This is a genomic window from Flavobacterium sp. SM15 (assembly GCF_022012335.1).
Classification (GTDB): domain Bacteria; phylum Bacteroidota; class Bacteroidia; order Flavobacteriales; family Flavobacteriaceae; genus Flavobacterium.
On record NZ_JAKLTO010000008.1, the window covers coordinates 49,101 to 74,467 of the forward strand.

At 38.6% G+C, this 25,367-nt stretch carries 26 protein-coding genes; 13 read left to right on the forward strand and 13 right to left on the reverse strand.

The window, feature by feature from the left end; genetic code table 11:
* Positions 1-2 precede the first annotated feature (2 nt).
* Genes LZZ90_RS12620 through LZZ90_RS12630 form a run of 3 tightly spaced genes read left to right on the forward strand, consistent with a single transcriptional unit; the run spans position 3 to position 2,786 of the window.
* Positions 3-998 carry a TIGR03571 family LLM class oxidoreductase gene (locus tag LZZ90_RS12620; RefSeq protein WP_237791064.1) on the forward strand — a complete coding sequence of 332 codons (996 nt, stop codon included), beginning with the start codon at positions 3-5 and terminating at the stop codon, positions 996-998.
* 10 nt (positions 999-1,008) lie between these two features.
* On the forward strand, positions 1,009-1,992 hold the full coding sequence (locus LZZ90_RS12625) for an aldo/keto reductase (protein ID WP_237791065.1): 984 nt from the start codon (positions 1,009-1,011) through the stop codon (positions 1,990-1,992).
* A 5-nt stretch (positions 1,993-1,997) separates the two neighbouring features.
* Positions 1,998-2,786: a type 1 glutamine amidotransferase domain-containing protein gene (locus LZZ90_RS12630; protein ID WP_237791066.1), complete on the forward strand. Its 789-nt coding sequence runs from the start codon at positions 1,998-2,000 to the stop codon at positions 2,784-2,786.
* A 28-nt stretch (positions 2,787-2,814) separates the two neighbouring features.
* Here the strand turns inward: LZZ90_RS12630 and LZZ90_RS12635 are convergent, their stop codons facing one another.
* The 13 genes from LZZ90_RS12635 to LZZ90_RS12695 all read right to left on the reverse strand — a co-directional run bounded on the left by LZZ90_RS12635 (position 2,815) and on the right by LZZ90_RS12695 (position 16,319).
* Positions 2,815-4,281, reverse strand: a complete 1,467-nt coding sequence (locus LZZ90_RS12635; protein ID WP_237791067.1) for a TSUP family transporter — start codon at positions 4,279-4,281, stop codon at positions 2,815-2,817.
* Positions 4,274-5,074, reverse strand: a complete 801-nt coding sequence (locus tag LZZ90_RS12640; RefSeq protein ID WP_237791068.1) for a DUF2490 domain-containing protein — start codon at positions 5,072-5,074, stop codon at positions 4,274-4,276. The genes LZZ90_RS12635 and LZZ90_RS12640 overlap by 8 nt, the downstream gene beginning before the upstream one ends.
* Positions 5,019-6,668, reverse strand: a complete 1,650-nt coding sequence (locus tag LZZ90_RS12645) for an NADPH-dependent assimilatory sulfite reductase hemoprotein subunit (RefSeq protein ID WP_237791069.1) — start codon at positions 6,666-6,668, stop codon at positions 5,019-5,021. Before LZZ90_RS12645 ends, LZZ90_RS12640 begins: the two co-directional genes overlap by 56 nt.
* 270 nt (positions 6,669-6,938) lie before the next feature.
* Complete coding sequence (locus LZZ90_RS12650; RefSeq protein WP_237791070.1) at positions 6,939-8,600, reverse strand: sulfite reductase flavoprotein subunit alpha; 1,662 nt, start codon at positions 8,598-8,600, stop codon at positions 6,939-6,941.
* A complete protein-coding gene (gene cobA / locus LZZ90_RS12655; RefSeq protein WP_237791071.1) occupies positions 8,590-9,405 on the reverse strand; it encodes a uroporphyrinogen-III C-methyltransferase in 816 nt (271 codons plus the stop codon). Before cobA ends, LZZ90_RS12650 begins: the two co-directional genes overlap by 11 nt.
* A 78-nt stretch (positions 9,406-9,483) precedes the next feature.
* Positions 9,484-10,395, reverse strand: coding sequence for a cysteine synthase A (cysK, locus tag LZZ90_RS12660; RefSeq protein WP_237791072.1), 912 nt, complete (start codon positions 10,393-10,395; stop codon positions 9,484-9,486).
* A 225-nt stretch (positions 10,396-10,620) separates the two neighbouring features.
* Entirely contained in the window at positions 10,621-11,436 is an 816-nt protein-coding gene (gene epsC, locus LZZ90_RS12665; RefSeq protein WP_237791073.1) for a serine O-acetyltransferase EpsC, read from the reverse strand.
* A 1-nt stretch (position 11,437) separates the two neighbouring features.
* On the reverse strand, positions 11,438-12,670 hold the full coding sequence (locus LZZ90_RS12670) for a sulfate adenylyltransferase subunit 1 (protein ID WP_237791074.1): 1,233 nt from the start codon (positions 12,668-12,670) through the stop codon (positions 11,438-11,440).
* Between the two features lie 54 nt (positions 12,671-12,724).
* Positions 12,725-13,627 (reverse strand): sulfate adenylyltransferase subunit CysD, encoded by a 903-nt coding sequence (cysD, locus tag LZZ90_RS12675; protein WP_237791075.1) that lies wholly within the window; start codon positions 13,625-13,627, stop codon positions 12,725-12,727.
* 34 nt (positions 13,628-13,661) lie between these two features.
* Positions 13,662-14,357, reverse strand: coding sequence for a phosphoadenylyl-sulfate reductase (locus LZZ90_RS12680; RefSeq protein WP_237791076.1), 696 nt, complete (start codon positions 14,355-14,357; stop codon positions 13,662-13,664).
* 946 nt (positions 14,358-15,303) lie between these two features.
* Positions 15,304-15,612 carry a GIY-YIG nuclease family protein gene (locus LZZ90_RS12685; RefSeq protein ID WP_237791077.1) on the reverse strand — a complete coding sequence of 103 codons (309 nt, stop codon included), beginning with the start codon at positions 15,610-15,612 and terminating at the stop codon, positions 15,304-15,306.
* 208 nt (positions 15,613-15,820) lie between these two features.
* Positions 15,821-16,006: a hypothetical protein gene (locus tag LZZ90_RS12690; RefSeq protein ID WP_237791078.1), complete on the reverse strand. Its 186-nt coding sequence runs from the start codon at positions 16,004-16,006 to the stop codon at positions 15,821-15,823.
* A 100-nt stretch (positions 16,007-16,106) separates the two neighbouring features.
* On the reverse strand, positions 16,107-16,319 hold the full coding sequence (locus LZZ90_RS12695) for a hypothetical protein (protein WP_237791079.1): 213 nt from the start codon (positions 16,317-16,319) through the stop codon (positions 16,107-16,109).
* 32 nt (positions 16,320-16,351) lie between these two features.
* On the opposite strand from LZZ90_RS12695, the gene LZZ90_RS12700 reads away from it, so the two are divergent.
* From LZZ90_RS12700 to LZZ90_RS12745, 10 genes are all read left to right on the forward strand, one after another.
* Positions 16,352-17,101, forward strand: coding sequence for a hypothetical protein (locus tag LZZ90_RS12700; protein ID WP_237791080.1), 750 nt, complete (start codon positions 16,352-16,354; stop codon positions 17,099-17,101).
* Between the two features lie 535 nt (positions 17,102-17,636).
* Entirely contained in the window at positions 17,637-18,392 is a 756-nt protein-coding gene (locus LZZ90_RS12705; RefSeq protein WP_237791081.1) for a LytTR family DNA-binding domain-containing protein, read from the forward strand.
* Positions 18,393-18,505: 113 nt separating this feature from the next.
* The gene (locus LZZ90_RS12710) at positions 18,506-19,576 is read left to right on the forward strand and encodes an AAA family ATPase (RefSeq protein ID WP_237791082.1); all 1,071 of its coding nucleotides are present in this window, start codon (positions 18,506-18,508) and stop codon (positions 19,574-19,576) included.
* A complete protein-coding gene (locus LZZ90_RS12715; RefSeq protein ID WP_237791083.1) occupies positions 19,576-20,373 on the forward strand; it encodes a hypothetical protein in 798 nt (265 codons plus the stop codon). The genes LZZ90_RS12710 and LZZ90_RS12715 overlap by 1 nt, the downstream gene beginning before the upstream one ends.
* 18 nt (positions 20,374-20,391) lie before the next feature.
* A complete protein-coding gene (locus LZZ90_RS12720) occupies positions 20,392-20,532 on the forward strand; it encodes a hypothetical protein (protein ID WP_237791084.1) in 141 nt (46 codons plus the stop codon).
* A gap of 1 nt (position 20,533) precedes the next feature.
* Complete coding sequence (locus LZZ90_RS12725; RefSeq protein ID WP_237791085.1) at positions 20,534-21,193, forward strand: hypothetical protein; 660 nt, start codon at positions 20,534-20,536, stop codon at positions 21,191-21,193.
* A gap of 128 nt (positions 21,194-21,321) precedes the next feature.
* Complete coding sequence (locus LZZ90_RS12730) at positions 21,322-21,660, forward strand: nucleotide pyrophosphohydrolase (RefSeq protein ID WP_237791086.1); 339 nt, start codon at positions 21,322-21,324, stop codon at positions 21,658-21,660.
* A 15-nt stretch (positions 21,661-21,675) separates the two neighbouring features.
* Positions 21,676-23,844, forward strand: a complete 2,169-nt coding sequence (locus LZZ90_RS12735) for a DNA/RNA helicase domain-containing protein (RefSeq protein ID WP_237791087.1) — start codon at positions 21,676-21,678, stop codon at positions 23,842-23,844.
* Positions 23,845-23,971: 127 nt separating this feature from the next.
* Positions 23,972-24,415: a hypothetical protein gene (locus LZZ90_RS12740; protein WP_237791088.1), complete on the forward strand. Its 444-nt coding sequence runs from the start codon at positions 23,972-23,974 to the stop codon at positions 24,413-24,415.
* Between the two features lie 47 nt (positions 24,416-24,462).
* Positions 24,463-25,362 carry an Mrr restriction system protein gene (locus tag LZZ90_RS12745; protein ID WP_237791089.1) on the forward strand — a complete coding sequence of 300 codons (900 nt, stop codon included), beginning with the start codon at positions 24,463-24,465 and terminating at the stop codon, positions 25,360-25,362.
* The last annotated feature ends 5 nt before the right edge of the window (positions 25,363-25,367 follow it).

A 25,367-nucleotide genomic window follows, 5' to 3' on the forward strand; every position in this document is an offset into this window, starting at 1 on the left:
AAATGGAAACCATTTGTAAAATTCACCAGCCGGGCAAAATGACGTTAGGAATTGAATTTCCGTTGGATAACGACTGGTCGCTCGAAGGGGAACGCAAACGCAATCTTGAAGGAAGACCTTTTGGAATTCCTGATGTGAGCCAGCATTCCAAATACGCAAAATTAGCCGACGAACTGGGGTTTGCCGCTTTATGGATGCGCGAAGTTCCGGTTTACGATCCGAACTTTGGAGATGGCGCACAGCTTTTCGATACCTTATCGTATTTAGGTTATCTCTCCGGAATTACTAATTCGATTCTTTTGGGAACGGCGGCCATTGTTTTGCCACTTCACGATCCGTTGCAGTTGGCTAAAGCTACGGCTACAATTGAAAATCTATCACAAGGACGTTTTTTGTTTGGGGTTGGATTGGGTGATCGTCCTATTGAATTTCCTCTATTCGGTTACGATTTTGAAACAAGAGCAGAACGTTTTGTACTAAATCATAAGATTGTTAACGAAGCCTGGAAAGATAAAAGCGAACTGAATCTGTATTATGAAGGTTTATCAAATGCCATTCAGATTTATCCGAAACCAAAAACTGATATTCCCTGGGTTTTAGCCGGAAGAGCACAACAAAATTTGGATTGGATTGCGCAAAACGTGCAAGGATGGTTCAATTATCCGAGGGAAGTGGAGCAAACCAGAGAAATGGTCATCGATTGGAAGAATGCCTTGTATGATAACAACCAAGCCGCAAAACCTTATATCACTGCTTTCCACCTTAATTTATTGAAAGATCCGAATGCACCCTTTAAAACCCAACGTTTCGGAGGTTCGGTAGGGATTAACAATTTATTGGAGCTTTTCAAACAATACGAAGAATCAGGAGTAAACCACTTGGCGATTCATTTGCGAAAATCGGAAACCCCGATAGACGAAGCTATGAAGCTTATTGCTGAGAAAGTGTTGCCACATTTTAGCATCACAGAAAATAAAAAAACAGAACAATTCATTTAAAAAATACAGTATGAGAAATTTAGGAAAATCAGAGTTACAAGTATCTCCCATATCCTTAGGAACCTTCGCCATTGGAGGTACTATGTGGGGTGGAAATGAAGAAAAAGAATCCTTAGAAGCCATTCATGCTTCTATCGATAATGGAGTGACCAGTATCGACACAGCACCTTTTTACGGGCTTGGATTAAGTGAGGAAGTTATAGGGAAAGCCTTGAAAGGCAAAGACCGAAGCAAAGTACAATTGTTAACCAAATTTGGCTTGGTTTGGGATGGAAGCAATAACAGAAAAGGCGAGTATTTTTTCGATGTAAACCACAATGGAGAAAGTTTGCCGGTATATAAGTTTTCTTCTAAAGAAAACGTTATCAAAGAAGTAGAAGAAAGTTTAAAACGACTGAATACGGATTATATCGATTTGTTACAACTTCATTGGGCCGATCCCACGACTCCAATTAGCGAAACGATGGAAGCTATGGAACTCTTAAAACAACAAGGAAAAATCAGAGCGGTAGGCGTTTCAAATTATAACATAGCTCAGTTGCTGGAAGCAGAACAATCTACAACACTGGCTTCCAATCAGGTTGCTTACAGTATGTTGAACCGTTCTATTGAGCAGGAATTGATTCCTTTTTCTGAACAGAAGGACATCGGTATCATTGCCTACAGCCCAATGGAACGTGGATTGCTAACCGGAAAGTATTTTACCAACGGAAAACTAAAGCAAGACGACCATAGAAACGGTTATTTCCAACAACATGATCTGGATAAGGTAAAATCATTTTTAGAGCAGTTAAACCCAATCGCCCAAAACAAACAAGTAAGCTTATCACAATTGGTTTTAGGGTGGACCATTCAGCAAAACGGGATAACGACAGCCTTAGCAGGGGCAAGAAATGCTAAACAAGCACTTTCCAACGCACAGGCGATGCATATTACCTTCAACCAAGAAGAATTAAGCACGATCAATTCAGCATTAACATCATTAAAAAAATAAAAATCATGAAAACAATAAGTAACTTTATAAGAGTATTTCTAATGGTCATTATCGCTGGCACCATCGGATTTAGCACTACACAAGCATCAGCACAAACTAAACACGCAAAACACATGAAAAAGAAAATTCTATTTGTGGTAACTAGCCACGATAAAAAAGGCGCTACCGGAGAACCAACCGGTTATTATTTAGGAGAAGTTAGCCATCCTTGGGAAGTTTTACATGAGGCAGGTTATGAAATCGATTTTGTAAGCCCAAAAGGCGGAAAAGCTCCGGTTGACGGTTTCGACTTAACCGATAAGGTTAACAAAAAGTTCTGGGACGATGCCAAATACCACCACAAAGTGGAAAACACGATGAAACCCTCAGAAGTTAACCCAAATGATTATGTGGCTATTTTTTATGCCGGAGGTCACGGTGCTATGTGGGATTTCGCAGATAACAAAGAGATAGCTGCTCTTGCTTCAAAAATCTATGAAAACAATGGTGTGGTAAGTGCCGTTTGTCATGGCCCTGCAGGTTTGGTAAACATTAAATTGAGCAATGGTAAATATTTAGTTGATGGTAAAAAAATCAACGCCTTTACCAATGAGGAAGAAATTGCCGTAAAACTGGAAAACGTTGTGCCTTTCGCATTAGAAACCAAACTGATAGAACGCGGAGGAAAATTCGAAAAATCCGGCTTATGGAAGCAACATGTGGTGACCGATCAGCGATTGGTGACCGGGCAAAACCCTCAATCGGCTCATGCGGTTGGGGAAGCAGTCTTGGTAGAACTTAAAAAACTGAAATAATAAAAGGGGCATTCAAGCCCCTTTTAGTTTATAACAAAATTCTCTTTAAACTGGTGATGATGATTACGATCCCGACCAATATCATTAGTGCTTTGGTTGGGATTTTGTTTGCTAGTAGAGCTCCAATCGGTGCGGCAATTACGCCTCCAATAATCAATCCGATAATTACCGACCAAAACGTAAATCCAATGGTGGCAATAAACGTAAACGAACTCGCCAGCGCCACAAAAAACTCCGCAAGATTTACCGAACCAATGGTGTAACGCGGGTTCTTTCCATTAGCAATTAAGGTAGTGGAAACAATCGGTCCCCAGCCGCCACCGCCAATGGAATCCAGAAAACCACCAACTCCGGCCAAAGGGAAAAGACGTTTCACTTTTTGTCGTTTTTTGTCTTTTTTCAATGCTTTTCGGATGATTATGATTCCAAGAATCAATGTGTATATCGAAACAATAGGTTTGATATAATTGTTGTATTCTTCAAAACTCGTCAGTACGTAAGCGCCTAAAATTGCGCCGATAACTCCCGGAATCAGTAAATTCTTGAACAGTTTAGAGTTAACATTGCCGAATTTTAAATGCATCAACCCGGAAACCCCGCTGGTAAATACTTCCGAAGCATGCACACTGGCGCTGGAAACCGCCGGAGAAATCCCGAACGACAACAAAAAACTTGTAGCGGTAACTCCATAAGCCATTCCGAGTGCGCCATCAATCAATTGTGCCACGAAACCGGCCAGTATGAACCACAGTAAATTTTCATCAGCCTGATGAATTAATGTTGCTCCATAATTCCCAATTTCTACAGGACTGATTAGTTGGCCCAATAAATAACCTGTTATCAGTAATGCCGGAATACTGAAACCATAAATCCATAATCTCAGGTTGCTGATTTTTAGACGCCCTCTTTTTGCGGGCTCTTGCTTTTCTACCAGTACTTTTGTCACTTCATTGAGCCGGTCAACTTTCTGGTTGAAATCCCCTTTTAAATGCTCACGCAATTTCTCAAGATGCTCCAAAGAATCATTGATTTCGTACGGAATGTTCTCATCCAGTACTTCTCGCAAGCGTTTGGAAACCGTAGGCGATTTTCCATTGGTGGAAATAGCGATTTTCAAATGCCCTTTTTTTACAATCGAACCAAGATAGAAATCACACAAATCTGGCTGATCGGCTGCATTGACTAATAGTTTCAGATGGTTTGCTTTTCGTTTGATTTCCGAATTGATGACTTTATCATTGGTGGCCGTAATCACAAAATCAGCATCGTTTAAGTCGGATTCTTCAAAAGGGCGTTCGTAAAAATCGATGTGCGGGTTCAGCTCCAATAGTTCTTTAAGCTTTGAAGAAATAACAGTCGCCACCAGTTTGATGTTGACCGTCGGATTTTGCCGCAATAAGGTTTCTGTTTTCTCCAAACCTACATTGCCGCCGCCTACAATTAAAAATCGTGCGGTTTCTGTTTTTAAAAAGACGGGAAATAAGGTATTACTCATGTTTTTTCTTTTTTAGATTTAGATTGTGGAAGACCGAAAAGCGAATGATGTCCCGATTGTAAAAATCCACTCCCGATTTTTGCTGCTGAAACCAATTCATGTATCCGGCTTCTACAGCGAGTGAAGGACTTAATACATAATTCAGAGCCAGATAGACCCTGTTTTGATCAAAAGTGTTTTTTACAATTTTACTTCCGAGATTAAACATCACTTCGTCTTTTGCTTTAAAGATTAATTTCTCTTGACCATCTTGTTTCCATACAGGAAAATCTAAACCTAGCTGGTAGCGCAATCGAATATTGGAAAACCGATAGCCACCAACCAATTCATTGTTTTCCACATCGTGAAAGAAACGGGCTTCCGCTTTGTAACGGTGGGAAATCGTTAGAAAGGAAAGCTTCTGTTTGTTGTTAAAGCCGAGGTCCGGGCGCAATTCCGGAACCATCAAATTGCTTTCGGAATTCGGATCGTTTGGGCTTTGCAAAAACAGGGTAATTCCCGCCGAAGTATTCCAGTTTTCAACCAGTTTTCGCTCCAGATTTGTTCTGAAAACCAACTGATGCTGTGCCGTCGGATTAATAAATTGCCGCTCCTGAATTTCACTTTTCAAACTCCAATTTTCATTAAAGGTTAACGAATTGTAATAGCCGTACCACACTAATTGCTGGTGGGTTACCTTTTTTTGTGCCGATGTATTTAAGGCCGATAGGAAAACCGCAACCAGAAGTAATACAAATCTAATTCGGGTTGATGATCGTTCGGAAGGCAAAATCGCCAAAGGTTTCGTTTTCATTTTTCTCTTTAGTGTAACGTTCTAACAACTGGTCTACTTCGGTTAAAATTTGGGCTTCGGTTTGTTTCTCTTTGTATAAGGTGTTCAATCTTTCGCCGTAGCGATCGCCGCCTAACATAAAATTGTACTGTCCCGGCCCGGTTCCGATGAACCCTAATTCGGCTACATAAGGACGGCCACAACCGTTAGGACATCCGGTCATTCTTATGGAGATTTCTTCGTTTTGAAGCTGATATTTTTCCAGTATCGGTTCGATTTTGGTTACTAACTCCGGCAAATAACGTTGAGCTTCGGCAAGGGCTAACGGACAAGTTGGCAAGGCCACACAAGCCATCGAGTTTTTACGGAGTGCGCTGTCATTTTTGTCGATTTGATGTTTTTCGAGAAGCGCATCTACTTTCGATTTATCATTTTCACGGATTTCGCCTAAAATCAAATTCTGGTTTCCTGAAAAAATGAAATTGGAGATTTTCAGTAGCGCCAGTTCGTATAAAAACTGTTTCTGATACGGTTTAATAACCCCGTGCTCCACAAACAAAGTGTAGAACCATTTGCCTTCATGGTTTTGCTGCCAACCGTAGCGGTCGTTTCGTTCAGTAAACGTATAGGGCTGTTCCGGTAACAAATCAAAGCCTATGCGCTGTTCCAATTCTTTTTTGAAACCTTCCACGGACATTTTATCTACGGTGTACTTCAATCGGGAGAACTTACGGTCAATGCGGTTTCCGAAGTCACGTTGCACAGTAAGGATTTCGTAGACAGCTTTCAAAGTTTTCTCTTCAGAATCCGTAAAACCGATGATTGTCCCCAAACGTGCATAGGTGTTTGGGTTTCCGTGCGTAGTTGCCAAACCACCTCCAACAGCAATGTTGAACCCTTTGAGTTGGTTGTTTTCGATTACGGCAATCAGTCCGATATCGTTGGCAAACACATCAATATCATTACTTGGTGGGATCGCAATGGCAATCTTGAATTTTCGGGGCAGGTAACGGTCTTCATACAACGGATCGGCTTCTGCGGAGCGTTCGTAAATCTTTTCACCATCAATGAAAACCTCATAATACGATTGGGTTTTCGGTAACAACAAAGTCGAAATCTTATCGGCATATGCATGAATTTCGTTGTGTAATGGCGACAATTGCGGATGTGAACTCGCAATCACGTTACGGTTTACGTCGCCACAAGCCGCAATTGAGTCCAGTTTCGCTACATTAAATGCCTGAATAGTAGGGCGCAGCTGATGTTTTAGCAACCCGTGTAACTGCACCGTTTGACGCGTAGTGATTTTTAAAGTTCCGGTGCCGTATTGTTCTGAAATATCGTGGGTGGCTAACCATTGTTCGGCATTGATGGCACCACCGGGAATACGCAAACGAATCATGAAAGAGTACAGTTTGTCGAGTTTTTTCTCGGCACGCTCGGCTCTGCGGTCGCGGTCGTCCTGCACGTACATTCCGTGGAATTTTACCAAGGTTTCATCATCAGGACGCACGTTGCCTGTGTGATTGTCTAAATCAATACTTTCTTTTAAGGTGCCTCGCAAACCGTCGCTTTTGGTTTTTATGGCTTCTATAGGGGATAATTTCTCGCTCATTTCTATTTTTTTAGTTAATTATGTTGTCAGACGTGTTACAATACGTTCCAAAGTACATTCACCACGTTATCTGACGTATTTTAGTACGTTATGAACACCATTTACCACGTTACCTGACGTATATTTTTCGGTTTATAATCCAATTTACCACGTTACCTGACGTATTTTTTGTGGTTCGGAACCTCTTTTACCACGTTAACTGATGTGTCCATTAAAGTTCAGAACCACATTAACCACGTTGTCTAACGTGTCTTAACACATCTGAACCCTTTAATAGACGTCTTTTTGATATTTTCCGTCTGATTCCAAAGCTTCCAAAACAGCTTGTGCTTCATCAATACTGATGTTTCTTTCAGCAGCGATTACTTCTAATACTGCATTCTCCACATCAATGCTCATCGGGTGCTTTTGACCACAGATGTACAATGATGCGCCGTTTTCAAGCCATTGGTTAAACTCTTTGGCTTTCTCTCGAATTCGGTCTTGTACATAAATTTTCTGCTCCTGATCGCGTGAAAAAGCGGTGTCCAGTTTGGTTAACGTTCCGGTGGTAAGCCATTCCTGAATTTCGGTTTGGTAATAAAAATCCAGTGCAAAATGCTGTTCACCAAAGAAGAGCCAGTTTTTCCCTTCAGCTCCTTCGGTATCACGATGGGCAAGGAAACTTCTGAAAGGCGCAATTCCGGTTCCCGGTCCAATTAAGATGATATCGGTATCGTTTTCAGGCAATTTGAAATTGTTGTTCTTGTGGATGTAAAACTCGATTTCGGCATCTTTTGGAAAATCCGCTAAAAACTGCGAGCACAAACCGGTTTTGGTAGCGCCGTTTATGGAAAAGGTGTTGAGGTTTGCGGTTATATGTACCAATCCATCATGGGCTGCAACATCAGAAGAAATGGAATACAAACGAGGAGCAATAGGATGGAGTAGTGCAACCACTTGTTCAAAAGTTACGTTTTCAGGCTTGCTATAGTTGTTTAGAATATCCAACAAATCGGCTTTTTCCTCCGTGATGGTAATTCCGAATATTTCTGAAAGGCTTTCGAGTGATTTTTTGCCCAATCCGCGTATATTTTTATCAAAAAGCGTTTCTTTTTCAGTTTTTTTATCAAAGAATGAAAGAATTTCAAGGATTTCTGCTTCTGAGTTCTTCGGATAAAACCCGATTGCGTCTCCCGGCTGGTAAAACACTTCTTCATAAGGGGTAATTTCGATATGATAGGTTTGTTTGTTGGAACCTCTGTCGTTTAAAATTACTTTATGCGATACAACTCCTTTATAGTTTTTCTTTTGATTTACGGATGAGGTTGCCTGTTTTCCCGTTACTTGAGAAGTTGAGGTAGCCTTTTTAGAAAAAACTGCTTTCAAATCGGATTCCCAATTGGTTACGGTTTGGCTATAATCGACATCGGCTTTTACTAAAGGAATTAGACGTTTGGCGCCTTTCTGTTCCAAAACTTCATCCAACAAAACTCCTGCATTACAAAACAGCGGATAGGAGGAATCGCCAAGTCCAAAAACGGCAAAGTTCAGTTTGTTTAAGTTAGTGTCAGTAGCTTTCAGTTTTTCATAAAAGCCTATCGCATTCTGAGGAAATTCACCTTCGCCTTGCGTACTGACAATGAAAAGCACTAAGGTTTCTTTCTCTAATTTGGCAACGTCAAATTGAAAGATATCGGTAGTTTTCGCCTGAATTTTATCCTTTTTAAAATTAGCTAACAATTGGGTTGCTACTTTTTTAGCATTTCCGGTTTCGGTTCCATAAACAATCAACGGTTTTACATTAACCGCAACAGGAACTTCTATTGGTTGTGGAACGCTGTTCTGATTTGCTAAAAAACCCGCCAGATAGCCTTTGGTCCAGATGATTTCGTCTTTGGTAGACTGCTGCACGAGTTGTTGCAACAGCGTTAGTTTGGTTTCAGATAGCATTTTGAAAAATGGTTTTATGGTTATCAAAATAGGAGGCAACCGTTGCGTTTTCGTTTACCCATGCGAATTCCTGATGCAGGTTCACTACCTTACCAATAATTATCAGTGTAGGGACGTATTCGAACTCCGGAAGTGCCTGTGTTTTCAACTCCTCAAAAGAGAAGACTCTGGTTTTCTGGTTCGGGGTTGTAGCCTGTTGCACGACCGCCAAACCTTTGGAAGTACTGATACCGTTTTCCAACAGGGTTTGGGTTAGAGCTTCCAATCGTTGCCCGCTCATGTAAAACACTAAAGTATCGCTGGTGGTTGCCCAATCGTTCCACTGGCTCGGCGCTACGGTTTTCAAATCGTATAAGGTTAAAAAGCGAACACCTCGGGAATGTTCCCTAGCAGTAAGCGGAATTCCGGTATAGGAAGCTGCACCAAACGCCGCCGAGATTCCGGGGATGATTTCGTACGCTATTTTATTGGCTTTCAAGACCTGCAATTCGTCCAGAATATTAGAAAACAGCATGGAATCCCCACCTTTTAAACGCAATACCAGTTTGCCCAATAAAGCAAATTCCACCATCAGTTCGTTGATGTCTTCCTGCGGTGTATGAATGCCTTTGGAGCATTGCTTTCCCACATAAATTACCGTTGCTTCTTTGCTGGCATATTCTTCGATTAGTTCCGGTGAAACCAAGCGATCGGTTAAGATCACCTCGGCGGTTTGCAGATACTTCAGCGCTTTAAGGCTAATCAGTTCAGGATCACCCGGTCCGGCGCCTGCCAGTATCACTTTTCCTTTATTTAATAACTTCATCTCTTTTTATTTTTAGGCGTGAGAATCCCTGGCTCGCTTGAAAAAGCAAGGAAAATCAGGCAGTTTGTAAGTTGGTTTTTAGAACAGTCCTTCTATGGAAAGATAGCGTTCCCCAGTGTCGTAATTGAAGGTAAGAACGTTGGCCCCGTCTGGGATCTCTTTAATTTTTTTAGCTACGGCTGATAAAGAAGCTCCGGTGGAAATTCCAACCAAGATACCTTCTTCTTTGGCAATGTTTCTTGCGTTTTCAAAGGCTTCGTCGCGTCCTACCTGAATCACTTCATCAATTAAATCGTTTCCGTAAATGGATGGGATAAAGCCTGCACCAATCCCTTGTAACGGGTGTGGGGAAGGAGCGCCACCACTTAAAACGGGCGATAATTCCGGTTCAACAGCAATTACTTTTAGGTTCGGGAATTTGTCTTTCAGAACTTTCGCCGTTCCGGTGATGTGACCGCCGGTTCCTACGCCTGTAATCAGATAGTCCAATCCTTCGGGAAAATCTGCGATGATTTCCTGAGCGGTGGTACGCTCGTGTACTTCCACATTCGCGGGGTTGTCAAACTGTTGTGGCGACCAGGCGTTAGGGATTTGGCTTACCAGTTCGTTGGCTTTTTCGATTGCACCTTTCATCCCTTTTTCTCTTGGGGTCAATTCAAATTGTGCTCCGTAGATTTCCATTAGTTTTCTGCGCTCTACACTCATCGATTCCGGCATAACCAATATTACTTTATAGCCTTTAACCGCAGCTACTAAAGCTAATCCGATGCCCGTGTTTCCTGAGGTTGGTTCTATAATGACACTGTCTGGTTTTAGGATTCCCTTCTGCTCGGCATCTTCTATCATCGCTAAGGCAATGCGGTCTTTGATACTGCTTCCCGGATTGGATTTTTCCAGTTTGATCCACACGTTTTTATTTGCTCCAAAGAGCTTGTTTATTTTTACTACCGGTGTGTTTCCGATGGTTTCTAAAATGGTTGTTGCTTTCATCTCACTAAGTTTTATTTGTTGTTGGTGTTCGATGCTGTTCGCCTGACGGCTCGAGTCATCTTATTAAGTTTATATTTGTTATAGGTATTCGATGCTGTTCGCCTTGCAGGCTCGAGTCATCTTATTTAGTTTAATTGATGTGCCTTCGAGGGCCTCAGGCACCGATTGGTGTTTGATGCTGTTCGTTTTTCAGGCTCGAGTCATGTTTATTGTGTTTAGTACTTTTTATATAACAAAATTCAACGGTTCGGGAAATTTTGCTTTGCTCTTGATAATAATTTCACTTTTATGATACACTAACGATTGTTCTGGTACTGAATTGGTAATCCAAACGTTTCCTCCAATTACGGAATCATCTCCAATAGTTGTTTGTCCTCCTAAAATCGTGGCATTGGCGTAAATGGTTACATTGTTTCCGATGCTCGGATGACGTTTGATTTCGGCTTTGTCTTTGCTTACCGTTAATGCTCCTAGAGTTACTCCCTGATAGATTTTTACATCATTTCCAATTACCGAAGTTTCTCCAATTACGATGCCTGTGCCATGATCGATAAAGAATCGTTCGCCAATTACTGCTCCCGGATGAATGTCGATGCCTGTTTTGCTGTGCACGTATTCCGATATCAATCGCGGTAGTATTGGAACCTTATTTATCCAAAGCTCGTGCGAGAGTCGGTAGACTGTTATAGCAAAAAAACCAGGATAGGCGATGAGCACTTCGTCTATGGATTGGGCTGCCGGATCGAATTCGAAAACGGCTTCCAAATCATTTTGCAATTGTTGGCGGATGCTCGGCAATCGGTTGAAAAAAGTACTGGTTATTGTTTTAGGATTTTCAGTATCGGTAAGAACGTTTTGTAACAATGTATTTAGTTGAGCTTTGAGTGTTTTCTCTTTGTCAATAAAAACCTCAAGGTTATCGTAAGTTTCCCCAATTGAGAATAACCAGTGAAAAATCGCTTCCGTCCAGGCTTCCGTTTTGGTTTTGTCGGGGAGCTTTTTGATTTTTCGTTTGTTTTGATGGAAGATCGGATGTGTCATCTTATAAAAACATTAAAGCGCCCACGGTGTTAAAAGTGGTTTCGTCAATTAAAATGGCGTTCCCGTTTTTGGAATTCTCTTCAAAAGCATCGAAAAACAACGGTTGATTGGTACGCAAAGAAACCTGTCCGATGTCGTTAAGCCTGATTTCATCGGAACCACTGAATTCCCAATTGTTGATGTCCCACTTTTGGTCTATGGATTCTATTTTTACGCGCACCGCTTTAAAACGATGTTGCAGTAAATACGTTTTCCCGATTTGCAATGAACTGTTGTCCAACCAGCTTACCCATGTTTTCAGCGTGTTGGAGCTTTTCGGTAGTTCATCGGTTTTTACGATGCTGTCCCCGCGGCTGATGTCGATGTTGTGTGCCAAATGCAAAACGATGTTCTCTCCCGCAATCGCTTTTTCTAGTTCCTGCTGATGCTTTTCAATTTTCGTGATGGTCGATGCAATACCAGAAGGGAGGATAGTTACGGAATCGCCTACCTGATAACTTCCGCTTAGTACCTGACCCGCATAGCCTCTATAGTCATGGTTTTCTTCATTTTTGGGACGGATAACCCATTGCACCTGAAAACGGGAAGCCAGATTTTCTTTGGTAGAAATTTCGATATGTTCCAACGTGCTTAACAGTGTGTCGCCTTCAAACCAAGGAGTGTTATTGGATTTTTCCACAATGTTGTCGCCCACCAGTGCACTAACCGGAATATAGGCGATCTCGTCATAATTCAGGTTGGTTTTAATAGAATCAAAAGCGTTTTTGATGTCGTTGAAAATCGTTTCGGAATAGTCCACCAAATCGATTTTGTTAATGGCAACTACCGCTTTTTTAATTCCCATTAAGGAGCCGATGGAAGCATGTCTTTTGGTTTGGATGGTAATCCCTTTTCGGGCATCGACTAAAAGAATAATCAAATCGGAATTGGAAGCTCCGGTAATCATGTTGCGCGTATATTGCTCATGTCCAGGAGCATCGGCAATGATGAATTTTCGTTTCTTGGTAGAGAAATATTTATAGGCCACATCGATGGTAATACCTTGTTCGCGCTCGGCACGTAAACCGTCTGTGATTAAGGACAAATCGATGGTTACGCCTTCCTGTTTGGTTTGTTGCTGTAAAACACCTAATTGATCGGTGTGAATACTGTCGGAATCGTAAAGCAAACGACCGATTAGCGTGCTTTTGCCGTCGTCTACATTTCCTGCGGTTATGAATTTTAAGGTGTTCATTTTGAGTTATGAATTATAAGTTATGAGTTATGAGTTATGAGTTATGATTGTGCGTTAAAAATACCCTTGTTTCTTGCGGTCTTCCATGGCTGCTTCGGAGAGTTGGTCGTCCAGTCGGGTTTGCCCGCGTTCGCTGATTCGGGTTTGGATGATGTCGTTGATGATGTCCTGAATGGTTGCCGCTTCAGAAGGGACAGCCGCCGTACAGGTCATGTCGCCCACGGTTCGGTAGCGTACTTTTTCCACCACGACTTCATCAGTTGGTAAAGGTTGAATAAACTCGGAAGTGGCAACTAATTTGTCCTGATGTACAATGCATTCTCTGTCGTGTGCGAAGTACAGGCTCGGCAGTTCGATATTGTTTTGTTTGATGTAATTCCAAACGTCTAATTCCGTCCAGTTGCTGATAGGAAATACCCGAACGTTGTGTCCTTTCTCGATTTTACCGTTTAAGATGTCCCACAATTCAGGACGCTGTAACTTAGGATCCCATTGTCCGAAATCGTCCCGAACAGAGAATATGCGCTCTTTGGCTCTGGCTTTTTCCTCGTCACGACGCGCTCCGCCAATGCAGGCATCAAATTCATTTTCCTGAATAGCATCCAAAAGGGCATAGGTTTGCAATGCATTTCTGGAAGGAAAACGACCTTGAGTTTCTTTCAGGTTGTACTTCTTGATGCTGTCTTCCACCGAAGCGACAATCAGTTTTTCGCCTATCTTATCCGCTAAATAATCTCTGAAAGCAAGTGCTTCCGGAAAGTTGTGTCCAGTGTCTACATGTACTAAAGGAAACGGAAACTTCCCCGGACGAAATGCTTTTAATGCTAAATGCACCAGTACTATGGAGTCTTTTCCTCCTGAGAAAAGCAGCGCCGGTTTCTCGAACTGTGCCGCCGTTTCACGAAGAATGTAAATTGCTTCGTCTTCTAATTGTTTTAAATAATTTGTTGTGCTCATATCTTTTCTGTTTTTATTTTCTGTTTTCTAAATTCTACTTATGTAACCCGCATTCTTTCTTGGAAGTATCTTCCCACCACCAACGTCCGGCTCTGAAATCCTCCCCTGCTTTCACCGCTCGGGTACAAGGGGCACAACCGATGCTGATAAAACCCTGATCGTGTAAAACGTTGTACGGGATTCCTTTTTGGTTGACCACTGCTTTCACTTGTTCGGTAGTCCAATGCAATAGCGGGTTGTATTTGTACAGCTGATACTGTTCGTCCCATTCCAGTACCTGCAACTCATTGCGGTTAGGGGAGTGCTCGGCTCTTAAACCAGTAATCCAAACGGTTGCGCCCTGTAAGGCTCTTTGCAGCGGTTCTACTTTGCGAAGGTGACAGCACTGTTTGCGCAGTTCCAAACTTTCGTAAAAAGGATTGATTCCGTTGGTATTGACAAACTCCTCAAGGCTGTTAGCGGCAGGATAGTAGGCCTTAATTTTTCGGTTGTACTGCAATTGTGTTTTGTCCCAAACTGCATACGTTTCAGCAAACAAGCGCCCCGTATCAAGCGTGAAAACCTCAATGTTTTCAAGTTTTTGAGAGAAGATAGCATCGGTAATGAGCTGGTCTTCAATCCCGAAACTAGAGGAGAACACAAGCTTTCCGTCTACCTTTTCTGAGAGGAAATTCAGGTTCTCGCTCAGGTTGTTATTTTCGGTTAATTGGTTAATAATTTCAGTAGTCATCAGGTAAATAATTTAACAGTTGGAAATAAAAAAAGCCCCTTGAAATCAAGAGGCTTACGTTTTTAAATACTATTGGTTACAACAAATAATACAACAGACTGCCCCTTGCGAAGTTTCGCATACAACACATCATCATCATACAAGCCGCAGATGTCAGTAAAAGTGTTAGGGTCGTTAGTGTATTCATTTTGTTCTGTTCTTAAAATTTAAATTAGGGGCCAAAAAAAAACTCCTCAATTGCTTGAGGAGTCTTTGCTGTATCTTGAAAATGTTCCAAACATTAACGCGTAGCATATAACCCCTCAGTTACTGAGCAGCACATACACATCATCATGTTTACAACTTGGTTTTTCATCTTTTTTGGTTCTTTTGAACGCTGCAAACTTATAAAGGTTTTTTTTGTTGGCAAAATTATTTTTGTGAAATGTTTAATTTTTTATTCTTTTTTGGGGGTTTTGAAGGGTTTTGGGGTTGTTTTGAGGGTTTTGATGAGGAATTGCTATTTATTTGTGGCTTCGACTCCGCTCAGCCACCGTAGGGAAGCTCAGCCACCGGTAGTTAGTGGTGGATTAGCGATACTTGTTTATTGTGGTCACTGAGCGGAGTCGAAGTGGCTTTTTTGTTATGATTTCTGTTTGTGAGCATTTGTGGCTTCGGCTCCGCTCAACCACCGAGGGGAGTTCAGTCAACGGTAGTTAGTGGTGGATTAGCGATACTTGTTTATTGCGGTCACTGAGCGGAGTCGAAGTGGCTTTTTTGTTATGATTTCTGTTTGTGAGCATTTGTGGCTTCGGCTCCGCTCAGCCACCGGAGGGAAGTTCAGCCACCGGAGGGAAGTTCAGCTATCGGAAGGAAGTTCAGCCACCGTAGGGAAGCTCAGCCATCGGTAGTTAGTGGTGGATTAGCGATACTTGTTTATTGCGGTCACTGAGCGGAGTCGAAGTGACTATTTTCTTAAGTTTTTGCTATGGGTTTCATTTATACATTCTGCTGCTTTTTTCAATGCTTCTTCACAGCCATTTATTAATGCTTCTTTCTTTTTTCTGCTCCAGCCTTGTATTTGTTTTTCCCTGTAAAACGCTTCGTCGATTCTTTGATATTCTTCGAAGTAAACAAGTTTGACAGGAAGCCTTTTTCTGGTGTGATTGGCTCCTTCTCCCTGTTGGTGTTGTTGTATTCTTCTTTCTAAATCGGTTGTGCTGCCGGTGTAATAGCTTTCGTCTGCGCATTGTAGTATGTATGTGTATCCTTTCATGTTTGTTTTTTAGTGTGGCTTCGGCTTCGCTCAGCCGCCGAGGGCTTCGTTCAGTTACCGAGGGGTTCCGCTTAGCCACCGGTTGGTTTTGTTTGTGAATGGTTGTGGCTTCGGCTCCGCTCAGCCACCGAGGGACTTCGTTCAGCTACCGAGGGACTTCGCTCAGTTACCAAGGGATTAGGCTTCGTTCAGTCGCTGTTTTGTTTTGTTAGAGTTTTATAGTTATGACTTCGGGGTCTAGTCCCATGTAAAGGCAGAATTCGTGGATGGTTACGAGTTGGTGTTTTTCTTTGTTGTTGTGGGCTTTGATTTTAGCTAAGATGTTGCGGCTTTGGCGTTCGCTTTTCCCGGTGATTAGCTGAATGTCTTTAGGGTAGATACAAATTCTTTTCATGGCTGGTTTTTTAGTGGTTGTTTTATTCGGTTTTTGATGCTCTTTTTTATACTGGGTATTGCATGACTTATATACGGCTTATATATGGCTTTGGTACGGCTTAAGTACGGCTTAAGTACGGCTTAACTTCGGATTGTGTTTTTGTGATTTTTCTTTCAAAATTGAACAACAAACATCGTGCCGATTTTGTAGGAAAATGTATTATTTTTGAAATTAAGGTAGGAAAGTGACGGTTTTGGTCTTTGTCGGCAAAATGCAGCAATTTCGGCAATGGCATGGTTTTTTGGCTCGAGCTTTGTTTTGGTTTTGGCATGAAACATTTATTAACTTTTAAATTATTTAATCATGGCAAAATCTAAAGGAATCATCAAAATTGAAGGAACAGTTGAAGATTTAACGTTCTACAAACAGGAAGGGGTTTATTATGTTCGTAAAAAAGGGGGTATCGATAAAAGCCGTATTGCAAAAGATGCCAATTTTGTGCGTACCAGAGAAAACAACTCGGAATTTGGCGGCAGCGGCAAAAGCGGTAAACTGCTTCGTACGGCTTTAGGAACAATGGTGTTCAAAGCAAAAGACAACCGTTTGACCAGTCGTTTACTGCAAGTAATGTCGCGAGTGAAGAGTTTTGATGCGGTATCAGCAAGAGGAAATCGCAACGTTGCTCAGGGCATAACCACACCGGAGGGAAAACAAGCTTTGAAAGGTTTTGATTTTAATGGAAAAGCAGAACTAAACAGTGTATTGTATGCAAATTATGATTTGGACACCACCACAGGAGTAATCACTTTAAATACTGTTATTCCGGCAGAGCAGATACTCTTCCCGCAAGGAGCTACTCACGTAAGTTTTCAAGGAGCGGTTTTAGCCTTAGATTTTGGAACAGAGGAGTCGGAAGTAGCGTATAGTAATATTGTAAATTTACCGCTGAACCTAACACCAACGAATATTACATTGACTCCAACGAGTGTGCCCACAGGTACCGGACAGCAATTCTTTTTGTTGATGGTTTCGTTTTATCAACAAGTGAACGGGGTGCAGTATTCGCTTAAAAATGAAGAGTATAATGTGTTGAATATTATTGAGATTGTTTAGCTTCGACTTCGCTCTGCTACCATTTTATTGGAATCTCCGTTTTAATTAGATTGTAGTTATTTTTGAAACCCTGTGCTTTTGGCATGGGGTTTTGTTTTTTCTTTTTTTTTGTGGTTGAGCGGTACGGTGGCTGAGCGGAGCCGAAGCCAGTTGTGTTTAATGTGCCTTCGACTCCGCTCAGGCACCGGTTGTTGTGTTCAGGTACCGGTTATTGTGCTCAGTCACTGGTTGTTTTGCTCAGGTATTGGTTGTTGTTTGGAATACTATTTTTCTTAACGGTTACATGTTCTTAGGTTGGGGGTTTTAATGGGCGTTTTCTTTTTGATGGGTGGTGGCTGAGCGGAGCCATTAATGTGCCTTCGACTCCGCTCAGGCACCGGTTATTGTGCTCAGGTACCGATTGTTTTGATGGTTGGGATTTTTTTAATTTGGTATTTCGTAAAATCACTAATTTTAGTGATTGTGTAAGTGTTTATTTATGGTTATGTTTGGGAAACAAGATTAATATGTTTTAGAGTTAATTTATTCATCAACCATGATTTTTAAAACGGCATTATTGGACGACAATAAAGAGCAATTGCAAACAAACAAAATCTATTTGCAAGGACTTGGTAATGTTAATGTAGTAACAGCTTGTAGTGATTCGCCCACTTTTTTGAAAGAAGTTAAAGAATCTAAACCGGATGTATTGGTGTTAGACCTTAATTTAGGAGATTCTTATATGACCGGAATGGAAGTGGCTTACGAGTTGAAACTTCCTGTAATCTTTGTAAGTAGTAATACAGCTCAGTACATAAAAGAAATGGAAGTTTTAAAAAGGGATTTTTCCATTTGTGTTGATCATTTAACCAAACCCTTCTCGGAATTGGAATTTAAAAAAACTGTTCAGCGTTTTTTGAAGGAAGTGCACTTCTTTGGCAACCAAAATTATGTTCATTTAGATTTCGGAACCAAGAGAAGAATAAAAATAGCGGTAGACAGTATCGTATATCTTTCATCCGATAAAGCCAATGGAGCGGAATCCAACAACAAACAAATACATTTTAACGACCGCCCGACTGAAAAGTTAATTGATTTTTCTTTTTCTAAAATGGAAGAAAGAGGATTGTTAAAGTCACAATTTATCACCATTCATAAATCGTTTCGCGTGAATGTGAATCATATTAAACACTACAATAAGAAAGAGGAAACCATTGAAGTAGAAGTTCTTAATACTTCCGGTAAACTTGAAATTAAAAAAATTCCCGTTTCAGAAAATTATCAATCGGTTTTGAAATTTTTTAAAAAATAACCGCTCTTATTATTCAAAAAAGCACTTTTATTATTCGGTATAAGCTGATATGATTCTACGTTATATCAGCTTCTTTTTTTATTACAATTTTGGTATGTAATAATTAACTAACTATGAAAACCGAAACCAAAAAAACTGAAATTAAAAGCTCTAACCGAAACTTTAAAAATCATTCTATTGAGGATTATGTTGTGCAAACCATTCATAAGCATTTGCCTGCTATCGACAGTAAAATAGAACAGCGCATTGTTGAAAACATAAAATCTCATTTAGAAGAGAAAATGCAATCGTTTGCGTTGACCAAAAAACAAATCGAACACGATTACAATAAGAAAGTTACGGTATTGCATCAAAAGATAGCTAACAACGATAGAGAAACAAAAAAAATTCTGCGAGAGCTAGCTATAAAGATAGACCAGAAAAGCAATAAAAAAACGATTGATATCAGTATTCTAAATGGTGAAAAGGTAACGCATTTAGGAACGCAACATTATCAGTTTGAGCAATTGCTTCGCTATGTAAGTACAAAGGAGAATATATATTTAGTAGGAGTTGCCGGTTGCGGAAAAACAACTATTTGTCAGAGTATTGCCAAAGCCCTAGAAGTAGAATTTTATTTTACCGGAGCTATAAACAGTGAATACAAACTAACCGGTTTTATCAATGCTAAAGGGGAAATAGTATCCACAACTTTTAGAGAAGCTTACCAAAATGGAGGTTTGTTTTTATTTGATGAAATAGACGCCAGTTTTCCTCAGGCCATTATGGCTTTTAATGCCGCACTTGCAAATGATTTTATGGATTTTCCAGACGCAAAGGTGAAACGACATCCTGACTTTTATTGTATAGCTGCTGCTAATACCTATGGAAAAGGAGCCGATCGCCAATACATAGGACGTAATCAACTAGATGCTGCAACCTTAGACCGTTTTATTTTTTTTGAAATGTTAATTGACGAAGAACTGGAAAAAGAAATTGCACAAAATGACAACTGGGTTGCTTATGTACAGCGTGTTCGAAAAGCAGTAAGTAGGGCAAATATCAGACATTTGGTTAGCCCAAGAGCCTCTTACAAGGGAGCAAAATTATTAAAGGTTGGTATTGAGAGAAATCAAGTTGAAAAGGATGTGCTCTGGAACGGATTGGATGAAAATACTATTGCCACAATAAAAGCAAATATGTGATGAATAAATATTTGAAATTTGAGAACCTGACCGACTTTTGGTCAAAAGCTTTTAGTGAGAGTACTGCTTATAGAAAATCATCAAGAGATGATTCCTTTTTCAACCTGGATTGGTATGGCAATTCAACGTGGAGTCAGGCAAAACAAATTGCCCAGCAAGGTTGGCTGGAAGCATTACCAGAAATAGAAAAATACAGAATAGTTTTAAATGAAATGATTGCCGATAAACTGGTTTCGTATCTGCCTGTTTATGCTTTTCAGGGAAGAGTAATTGAAATGGGAAATTATTTAGCAAACGATCCGGAACATTTTATTATCAGGGATTATAACGAGCAAGTGAATGAAGGAAAAATTATCACATTGGTTTGTTCTGTTTCCTTTTCAGCTGCCATTTGTTCTGAAACGATTATTCAACGCGGTGCCATGATTTGTGCTTTAGTGGATGCCTTAGAATATTCGGGGTATCGGGTTGAGTTAATCTGTAATCATAATTCAAAAAGCGGAAGTTACAGTTTTGAAGTGGATGTGGTGGTCAAGAAAGCTAACCAAGGTTTACAAATGGCTGAAATTGTGTTTTGTTTGGCACATCCTGCCATGTTAAGAAGAATGATGTTTTCTGTTGCTGAGCAAGAAGGCTGGTCTGATTTGGTCAGTAATTATGGTTATCCATTTACAGCAACCGAAAAAGGGAGTTTATGCATTAATGAGATTTTCAGTAGTGTTGTTCCCGATAAGGAAGCGGTTGATTGGGTCTTAAAAACCTTAAGCCAACAAGGTATAGTTGTAAAGAAAGTATAGATTTAAAAATTAAACATTATGAAATCAAAAATCAAACCTGCTGAGAATTCAGCCAATATGAAAAACGCCAACAAAGGGACTAACGGAGTAAACAGGCAGTATTCTCAAGTTCATGGTAATAGAAGTAAACAAATGGGTCTTAACCAAAATAAGAAATAAAATGGACAAACTTAACATTAAAGCTTATGCCATTGAAGGCAAGAATAATGACGAAATCTTAACGATTATTACGAAGTTTCCATTTTATATGAATGATAAGGAAGCAAACAGCAAGAAAAGAAAACGCTGGGTAGTAAACCCCGAAAGTCTGTCCGGAGAGATGATATCCAAATTGTTTATTAATGACGATATTATAATTGGGTATAGTTTTAAAGATGAAATAGGTGGAGATTTACACTTGCATTATCTTGAAAGAGAACTCCAATTTGTTGATGTTTATGAATTTTCCTTTTTTGAAAGTCATTTGGCAATGCCTTTTATTAAAAAGATTATCAAGAAGGAGCCCTTGCAATTTCATTGGCAAAACACCAATACGTTTCATGAGAAATACGCGCATCCTTTTTTTAAAAATGTATTAGGATTTAAGAATACGGATTTTATGATTCGTCCGGAAGATATTGGTATGGGTTTTCCTTATCGTCATCCTGAATTTAGAGATGTAAAAGAAAAAGTGCTTTTAATTGAAAATTTATATTTCAAGAAAAGCCATTTGATTGCCTACAAGGTTTTTAACCCATTAACGTATGAACACAAAGTAGTTTGGTCTATTGATTTTCTGGATTATTTGAGCCAATTAAAACCGATGAATAGTAATTTATAAACAGTTAAGGAGCGGTATTGTTTTAATACCGCTCCTTTTTTAAGAAATTAATAAAATCACTGATTTTAGTGATTGTGTAAGTGTTTATTTATTGGTATGTTTGGGATTCTGCAAATAAATAGAATATTATGGATAAGTATAAAAAAGTAATCGAAGAACTGATTCAATTTCGAAACGATAGAGATTGGGAACAATTTCATGATTCTAAAAATTTAGCTTTAGCCATTTCAATTGAAGCATCAGAATTGAATGAACTTTTTTTATGGAAAAAAGATAATGAAACTGAAAATGTGAAAATTGAAAAATTAAAAGAAGAATTAGCAGATGTGCTTTCTTTTTCATTTTTGCTTGCAGAAAAACACAATCTTGATGTTTTTGATATAGTTCTAGAAAAAATTAAAAGTAACGCTGAAAAATATCCTATTGATAGAGCAAAAGGCACAGCAAAAAAATATGATGAGTTATAAGCAAGAATAATACTAATGAATTTTTCCATAAATCAATATCCATTCGATTCTGAATTAGAATCTAAAATAATTAACAATCATAATACTTTTTTGAATTGGCCACTCGTTTATTTTTTAGAGGAAAAGAATAATAAAGATGCCTATGTTGGTGAAACAACAGATGTATTAACACGTTTAAAAACTCATTCAAAATCTGAGAAAAAGCAAAGTCTAAGTTTTGTGAATTTAATTTTAAGCGACTTATTTAATAAATCAGCAGCTTTAGATATTGAGTCAAATCTAATAAGGTATATAGCTGCTGACGGACAATATTCTTTGCAAAACGGAAATTTAGGAATCTCAAATCATCAATACTATCAACAAAAAGAAATTTATTGGGATTTATTTAAAGGAATTTGGGATGAATTAAGAAGTATCGGAATAGCCAGACATTCTTTAGAACATATTGATAACTCTGACTTATTTAAATACTCTCCTTATAAATCCCTATCTAAAGAACAAGTTATTGGTTTAAAAACTATTTTAAAATGTCTTTTAGATGAAAAAGCGAAAGTTAGTTTAATTCATGGTGGAGCAGGAACCGGCAAGTCAATTTTAGCTATTTTTCTGTTCAAACTTCTAAAAACTAATTTGGATGATTTTAATTATGCAGATTTTGATGAAGATGATGAAGAATTATTTGACACACTAAAAGAAGTTAAAGCAAAATATACGGATTTGAAAATGGCATTGGTTATTCCAATGGCGTCCTTTAGACAAACAATTGCCAATGTGTTTAAAAACATCAAAGGTTTAAACAGCAAAATGGTGATTGGACCTTCAGAAATTGTAAAGCAAAAATATGACTTATTAATTGTTGATGAAGGGCATCGTTTGAGAAGAAGGGTAAATCTAGGCTCTTATTTCGGAACCTTTGACAAAAACTGTGAGGCTTTAGGTTTAGATAAAATGACATCTTCTGAATTAGATTGGTTACAACTTCAAAGTGAAAAATCGATAATATTCTATGATCAATTTCAATCAATTAAACCATCGGATACTACACCTGAAAGTTTTAATAATTTAAAAAATGCAGCTACTACCCGTAATGAAAAATTGATTACACAATTTCGAGTAAAAGGAGGAAATCAGTATGTGAAATTAATCCATCAATTATTTGATAATCAAAATAATTTAGAAACTAATTCTTCAAAATTTGGATTCTACGATTTATTGTTATTTGAAGATTTAGACGAAATGATTGATAAAATTCAAAATAAAGAAAAACAGCTTGGATTGTCTCGTTTAGTGGCTGGTTTTGCTTGGGAATGGATTTCAAAAAATGATAAATCCCTATTTGATATTCAAATAGAAAAAACAAAATTACAGTGGAATAGTGTAGATAAAGATTGGGTTAATTCAACTAATGCAATAAATGAAGTTGGATGTATTCATACGACTCAAGGTTACGATTTGAATTATACTGGAGTAATTATTGGACCAGAACTAGACTATGATCTTGAAACTAATAAATTCATTGTATACAAAGAAAAATATAAAGATAAAAATGGTAAAAACTCTATTAAAGAAGACGATGTATTATTAGATTATATCATTAACATCTATAAAACAATACTATTTCGTGGAATTGAAGGCACATATATCTATGTATGCAACCCTAATTTGAGAGAATATTTTTCTCAATTTATTCCAAAATTTAGTACTACAATAAAAAAGAAATCTAATATTGAAATTTTAGATAAGCCAAGTGAACAAACTATCCCTTTTTACAATTTAGAAATAGCAGCAGGAAACTTTTCTGAACAACAAAAAGTCGAGAATTTAAGATATATTGAATTGACAAATGTTACAAATAAAGAAGATTATTTTGTTTGCAAAGTTGTTGGTGAATCAATGAATAAAATAATTCCAAATGGCAGTTTGTGTTTATTTAAGAAATATACAGGAGGTAGTAGGAATGGTTTAATTGTTTTAGTGGAAAGCAGTGAAATATACGATTCAGATTTTGGATGCAACTATACAATTAAAGAATATTCTAGTAAGAAAAGCATAGATGAAGATGGATGGAGTCATGAAGAAATCACATTAAAGCCATTATCTACAGAACAATATGAACCAATTGTTTTAAGAGATGAAGAAATAAATCACTTTCAAGTAATTGGGACTTTTATAAAAGTGTTGTGATTTAAATTTACATAATACCAAAATTAGTATTCTCTCATGTAGATTGATAAACTAGTTTATAAGTTGTATAGGTAAACTAAGGAGGAGGTTTTAATTGTGGAGAATAGTTAGAAAAAAGAAGAAGCGCATGGAAAATAGTATAGTTGATTTAACGGAATTTCAGAAAATTGCCCTGCGAAACTTAAAAATGGTAGGGATTGAAGTGGAATTTATAGAAGATAATAAAATACGAATCCGACAGGTCTCCAACTACAACAATTATATTTTAACCAAAAAGGAATTATTGACCCGGGCAAAAGATATTTTTCCTGATTTTATTGTGCATCCGGTTCGGTATTCTTTAACCCTTAAAGATATTGACAATGTTTGGGTTGCTACAAAAATTAAAGAAATTGGTCTTCACACTAATGATATACTCTCACAAACGGCTATAGACCGTACTTCGTTGTCTTTATATCTTTCCGGAGAGAAAAAAATGACCGCAACCGTTAAGGCACTGTTCTATTACTACTTTCTTTCCTTTGAGTTAAATCGGGATTTGAGAGGCGAACTCAATAGAAACGATTTTTAAAAAATATACTTAATCATAGCTGTATAGAAACTTTGAACAATTAAAATATGTCCAAATCAAAATCACAAAAAATAGCTGAAAAAACCATCTTCGCCACTTTTAAAATTTTAAAAGAAGCCGGTGGCGAAATGCGAGGAAAAGATGTTGTAGATAAAATACGTGAAACGGTTGAATTTGATGAATACGAAAGTCATCGTTTTGAAAAAACCGGATATGTTAGATGGGAATCTATATTGCATTTTTTCACTATTGATTGTATGAAAGCAGGTTTTTTACGAAAACATAAAGGAACTTGGATAATAACTGATGAAGGGGAAAAAGCAATTAAACTTGGTTCTGAAAAACTCTTACTTACAGCTACTAAATTATACCGTGAATGGGATGGTAAAAGAAAAAAAGAAACTGTAGCAGAAGATATTGATGATTTTAATGAGGAAGATAACAATCAAGTTCAAAAGTCTATCATAAATCAATATGAAGACGAAGCCTATAATGGAATTAGAAATTTTATCGTAAATAAAAACCCTTATGAGTTTCAAGATTTAGTTGCCGAATTGCTTCGAGCTATGGGGTATCATATTTCAGATGTGGCGCAACGTGGACCAGATGGAGGAATCGACATAATTGCCTATACTGATCCCCTTGGAACAAGACAACCTAGAATTATTGTTCAAGTAAAACACCGACCTAATGACAATGTTTCTTCTGATGAAGTTCAAAAATTGGCAGGCACACTAAAACGTAACTCTGATGTCGGTATTTTTGTTACTTCGGGAAGTTTTTCAAAACCCGCAATAAAAGAAGCACGAGAATCCAGAGAACACATTGAATTAATTGATTTTGAGCGATTAACTTCCTTATGGCAAGAGTACTATGCTAAAATGGATGATGAGCAAAAAAATCTATCACCATTACATCCAATCTATTTTTTAGGTAGTAACGATTAATTGAT

Bases quoted from the DNA above. Each gene is read 5' to 3' on its own strand.
- LZZ90_RS12695 (WP_237791079.1), bottom strand. From the start codon at position 16,319: ATGCCAAAACCAAAACAAAGCTCGAGCCAAAAAACCATGCCATTGCCG.
- LZZ90_RS12650 (WP_237791070.1), bottom strand. From the start codon at position 8,600: ATGCTATCTGAAACCAAACTAACGCTGTTGCAACAACTCGTGCAGCAG.
- LZZ90_RS12640 (WP_237791068.1), bottom strand. From the start codon at position 5,074: ATGAAAACGAAACCTTTGGCGATTTTGCCTTCCGAACGATCATCAACC.
- LZZ90_RS12735 (WP_237791087.1), top strand. From the start codon at position 21,676: ATGAATTTTTCCATAAATCAATATCCATTCGATTCTGAATTAGAATCT.
- LZZ90_RS12635 (WP_237791067.1), bottom strand. From the start codon at position 4,281: ATGAGTAATACCTTATTTCCCGTCTTTTTAAAAACAGAAACCGCACGA.
- LZZ90_RS12725 (WP_237791085.1), top strand. From the start codon at position 20,534: ATGGACAAACTTAACATTAAAGCTTATGCCATTGAAGGCAAGAATAAT.
- LZZ90_RS12700 (WP_237791080.1), top strand. From the start codon at position 16,352: ATGGCAAAATCTAAAGGAATCATCAAAATTGAAGGAACAGTTGAAGAT.
- LZZ90_RS12670 (WP_237791074.1), bottom strand. From the start codon at position 12,670: ATGAACACCTTAAAATTCATAACCGCAGGAAATGTAGACGACGGCAAA.
- LZZ90_RS12705 (WP_237791081.1), top strand. From the start codon at position 17,637: ATGATTTTTAAAACGGCATTATTGGACGACAATAAAGAGCAATTGCAA.
- LZZ90_RS12710 (WP_237791082.1), top strand. From the start codon at position 18,506: ATGAAAACCGAAACCAAAAAAACTGAAATTAAAAGCTCTAACCGAAAC.
- epsC (WP_237791073.1), bottom strand. From the start codon at position 11,436: ATGACACATCCGATCTTCCATCAAAACAAACGAAAAATCAAAAAGCTC.
- LZZ90_RS12745 (WP_237791089.1), top strand. From the start codon at position 24,463: ATGTCCAAATCAAAATCACAAAAAATAGCTGAAAAAACCATCTTCGCC.
- LZZ90_RS12740 (WP_237791088.1), top strand. From the start codon at position 23,972: ATGGAAAATAGTATAGTTGATTTAACGGAATTTCAGAAAATTGCCCTG.
- LZZ90_RS12645 (WP_237791069.1), bottom strand. From the start codon at position 6,668: ATGAGCGAGAAATTATCCCCTATAGAAGCCATAAAAACCAAAAGCGAC.
- LZZ90_RS12690 (WP_237791078.1), bottom strand. From the start codon at position 16,006: ATGAAAAGAATTTGTATCTACCCTAAAGACATTCAGCTAATCACCGGG.
- LZZ90_RS12720 (WP_237791084.1), top strand. From the start codon at position 20,392: ATGAAATCAAAAATCAAACCTGCTGAGAATTCAGCCAATATGAAAAAC.
- cobA (WP_237791071.1), bottom strand. From the start codon at position 9,405: ATGAAGTTATTAAATAAAGGAAAAGTGATACTGGCAGGCGCCGGACCG.
- LZZ90_RS12625 (WP_237791065.1), top strand. From the start codon at position 1,009: ATGAGAAATTTAGGAAAATCAGAGTTACAAGTATCTCCCATATCCTTA.
- LZZ90_RS12685 (WP_237791077.1), bottom strand. From the start codon at position 15,612: ATGAAAGGATACACATACATACTACAATGCGCAGACGAAAGCTATTAC.
- cysD (WP_237791075.1), bottom strand. From the start codon at position 13,627: ATGAGCACAACAAATTATTTAAAACAATTAGAAGACGAAGCAATTTAC.
- LZZ90_RS12715 (WP_237791083.1), top strand. From the start codon at position 19,576: ATGAATAAATATTTGAAATTTGAGAACCTGACCGACTTTTGGTCAAAA.
- LZZ90_RS12620 (WP_237791064.1), top strand. From the start codon at position 3: ATGGAAACCATTTGTAAAATTCACCAGCCGGGCAAAATGACGTTAGGA.
- LZZ90_RS12680 (WP_237791076.1), bottom strand. From the start codon at position 14,357: ATGACTACTGAAATTATTAACCAATTAACCGAAAATAACAACCTGAGC.
- cysK (WP_237791072.1), bottom strand. From the start codon at position 10,395: ATGAAAGCAACAACCATTTTAGAAACCATCGGAAACACACCGGTAGTA.
- LZZ90_RS12630 (WP_237791066.1), top strand. From the start codon at position 1,998: ATGAAAACAATAAGTAACTTTATAAGAGTATTTCTAATGGTCATTATC.
- LZZ90_RS12730 (WP_237791086.1), top strand. From the start codon at position 21,322: ATGGATAAGTATAAAAAAGTAATCGAAGAACTGATTCAATTTCGAAAC.